We start from the raw sequence: 3,580 nt of genomic DNA on the forward strand, positions 1-3,580 counted from the left end.
CTCGCAGCCCGGTCGGCCTCGCCCGCGCGATTCTCGACGACGGCCGCCACGTCTTCCTCGCAAGTGCCGGCGCGGACGCGTTTTCACGCGAGCACGGCCTCGAACAGGCGGAGCAGGACTGGTTCGCCACCGACGAGCGCCGCCGCCAATTCGCCGAGCTTCAGGCGAGCGGCGACATGTTCGACGTCGACATGAAATACGGGACCGTCGGCGCGGTCGCCTGCGACACGCACGGCCATGTCGCCGCCGCCACCTCGACCGGCGGCGTCACCGGCAAGCGCTGGGGCCGGATCGGCGATTCGCCCGTCATCGGTGCCGGCACTTTCGCCGACGATCGCGCCTGCGCGGTGTCGTGCACCGGCTCGGGCGAGTTCTTCCTGCGCGTCGGCGTCGGGCATGAGATCGCCGCGCGCGTCCGGCTGACCGGCGAACCGCTCCAGACCGCGACCGAGGCGGTCCTCGCCGAAGTCCGCGCGCTCGGCGGCACCGGTGGCGCGATCGTCGTCGCACCCGATGGCAGCATGGCCTGGTCGTTTACCACGCCCGGCATGTACCGCGGCACCGCGTCCGCAAAGGGCGCGCGCAGCGTCGCCATCTACGCTAGTGAGCAGCCATGATTCGCAAGCCCCTGACCGCGCTCGGCATCCTCGCCGCGACCGCGCTGACCGCCGCCCCCGCCTCCGCTTATTGGGAATATGGGCATGAGACGGTTGCGCAGATCGCCTATGCCAATGTCGCGCCGCGCACGAAGGTCGCGATCCGCCGCATCCTCGCGCAGCAAGCGCTGCTCGACACCCCCGAATGTCCGGCCGGCACGATCGAAGAGGCAAGTGTCTGGGCGGATTGCATTAAGCCGCTCAAGACTGCCGACGGCAAGTCGCGCTTCGGCTTTGCGTACAGCTGGCATTACCAGAATGTCGATGTCTGCGCGCCGTTCGACCTGACGCCTGCCTGCAAGGATGGCGACTGCGTCTCCGCGCAGATCGACCGCGACGTGACCCTGCTCCGCGACCGCAAGACGTCGCCGCACGATCGCGTCCAGGCGCTCGCCTTCCTCATCCACTTCGTCGGCGATCTCCACCAGCCGCTCCACGCGGGCGATCGCCATGACAAGGGCGGCAACGACGTGAAGACCGATTACGGCATCTACGCCCCCGCCCGGCTCAATCTCCACTCGGTCTGGGACGGCACGCTCGCCGAGCGCGCAATCTCCGCGCCGCCCTCGCTCGTCCGCCGCTACCCCGCCGCCGAACGCGCGCGCATCGCCGCCGGCACCGTCGCCGACTGGAGCCGCGAAAGCTGGCAGGTCGCGCACGACGTCACCTATGCGTCGGCGCTGGGCGGCGACGCCTGCGCCCCCGTCCCCCCCGCGCGTGAAACTCGACGAAGCCACGATCGCCCGCATCGCCCCCGTCTCCCGCGAAGAAGTCCGCAAAGGTGGCCTCCGCCTGGCAAAACTTCTAGACAAAGCCCTGACCTAAAACCCCTCTCCCCTTGGGGAGAGGGAGGGGCCCATGCGCCCTTGCGCATGGGAGGGTGAGGGCACGAGGCTAGAGATACCCCCAGCCCAAAGTCATTCCCGCGAAGGCGGAACCCAGACCGGCTACCCTCGCGAGTAGACCCGACCGTCAGTCCGTCTGGATCCCCGCCTCCGCGGGGATGACGAAGGACGGGGCAAGGCTCCTCACGAGCCCGCCCCCAACCCTCAGTTCAGCACAATCGTGACCGCCCGGCGATTCTCCGCCCAGGCCGCATCGTCCGACCCCTGCGCCACCGGCCGCTCCGACCCATAGCTGATCGTCGTCATCCGCGACGCCGACACGCCGCGCGCCGCGAGGTAGTTCTTCGCCGAATTGGCCCGCCGGTCGCCCAGCGCCAGGTTATACTCGCGCGTGCCGCGCTCGTCGCAATGCCCCTCGATCGTGATCCGGACATTGGGGTTGCGCGCCAGCCACTCGGCCTGGCTGTCGAGGATCGCGCGCGCGGTCGGATCGATATCGTACATGTCGAGCGCGAAATTGACCGTGTTGCTCTGCACTGAGCGGCGGAAATCGGCGTCCGACCCGGGCACGATCGCGCCGTTCGCGCCGCCATTGGCCAGCCCGCCGGTCGGGTCGACGCCCGCCGACGAATCGACGGGGGCGGGCGGCAGGGTCTCGGGCCGCTTCTTGGCGCAGCCCGCGACGGCGATCAGCGCGGTCGCGCACAGCAGCGTTGTCGTAAACTTGGCCATCACATCTTCTCCCGTGGTCGGAACATATTCCAACATAGATTACATAATCGGTCTAGGGCCGCAGCGGGCCCCAGGCTGGATCCGACCCGTCGAGCGGGGTCGGAATCTTGCGCTCGTTGACGCCCGTCAGGTCGACGGACCACAGATCCGCCTTGCCCCCGCCGCCGCGTCCCGAGCGGAAGAAGTTGATAACGCGGCCGTTCGGCGACCAACTCGGCCCCTCGTCCTGCCAGTCGTTGGTCAGCAGCTTCTCGCCCCCGCCGCTCGGCTCATGATCCCGATCCGGAACCCGCCGCCCAGCTTGGTGAACGCGATCAGGTCGCCGCGCGGGCTCCACACCGGCGTCGCATAGCGCCCGCCGCCGAAACTGATCCGCTGCTGGTTCGATCCGTCCGCGTTCATGACATAGATCTGCTGCCCGCCCGACCGGTCGCTCTCGAACACGATCTTCGATCCGTCGGGCGAATAGCTGCCGCCGGTATCGATGCCGGGCGAATTGGTCAGCCGCTGCGGCGCGCCGCCCTGGCTCGACACGCGGTACACGTCGGTATTGCCGCCCTGCGCCATCGAGAACAGGATGTTGCGGCCATCGGGCGAGAAGCGCGGCGCAAAGGTCAGGCTGGCATTCTGCACCACGAGCCGCTGCCGCCCGGTGCCGATGTCATAGACATAGATCGCCGGCCGGTTGTTCACATAGCTCATATACACGATCGACTGCTGGTTCGGCGCGAACCGCGGCGTCAGCACGATCGACTGGCCGTTGGTCAGGAACCGGTGGTTCGCACCGTCCTGGTCCATGATCGCCAGCCGCTTGATCCGGCGATTCTTCGGCCCGGTTTCCGAGACATAGACGACGCGGCTGTCGAAATAGGCGCCCTCGCCGGTCAGTCGCGTATAGACCATGTCCGCGCATTTATGCCCGGCACGCCGCCAGTCCGACGGCGGCACGACGAACCCCTGCCGGGTCAGCTCGGCGCGCGACGACACGTCGTACAGATAGCAGCCGACCGTCAGGTTCCCGTCGCCATTCGCGCGGATGAAGCCCTGCACCAGCGCCTGCGCACCCGTGCTGCCCCAGTAATCGAACCCTGGTGCGGTAACCTCGGGAAAGCCGATCGCGCGCAGCTGCCCGGGGGCGAGCGGCGTGAACAGACCCGAATTGCGCAGGTCGTTGGTGACGATATCGGCCAGCTGCCGGCCTAGCACGTCGGTCGACCCCGCCGGCGTCGACACCACCGCGGACGTCGGCATCACCGGCACCGCGATCGGCATCGGCGCGGAGATCCCGCCCGTCACGTCGACCACCAGCCCGCCGGACTGATCCTCCGCGGCCGCCGGCGCCCCCGC

General features: G+C 68.7%; 3 protein-coding genes and 1 pseudogene. 2 read left to right on the forward strand and 2 right to left on the reverse strand.

Going from position 1 to position 3,580, the window contains the following annotated elements:
• A partial coding sequence (locus tag NI18_RS19685) for an isoaspartyl peptidase/L-asparaginase (RefSeq protein WP_037532657.1) occupies positions 1–617 on the forward strand: 617 nt, incomplete at its 5' end.
• Positions 614–1,540: a S1/P1 nuclease gene (locus tag NI18_RS19690; RefSeq protein ID WP_306286548.1), complete on the forward strand. Its 927-nt coding sequence runs from the start codon at positions 614–616 to the stop codon at positions 1,538–1,540. The genes NI18_RS19685 and NI18_RS19690, both read left to right, overlap by 4 nt.
• 165 nt (positions 1,541–1,705) lie before the next feature.
• Here the strand turns inward: NI18_RS19690 and pal are convergent, their stop codons facing one another.
• Entirely contained in the window at positions 1,706–2,233 is a 528-nt protein-coding gene (gene pal, locus NI18_RS19695) for a peptidoglycan-associated lipoprotein Pal (protein ID WP_031395926.1), read from the reverse strand.
• Positions 2,234–2,285: 52 nt separating this feature from the next.
• Positions 2,286–3,580, reverse strand: a pseudogene (gene tolB, locus NI18_RS19700) (Tol-Pal system beta propeller repeat protein TolB); the annotation flags it as partial.

Source organism: Sphingomonas sp. Ant20 (assembly GCF_000783375.1).
GTDB classification, from domain to species: domain Bacteria; phylum Pseudomonadota; class Alphaproteobacteria; order Sphingomonadales; family Sphingomonadaceae; genus Sphingomonas; species Sphingomonas aerolata.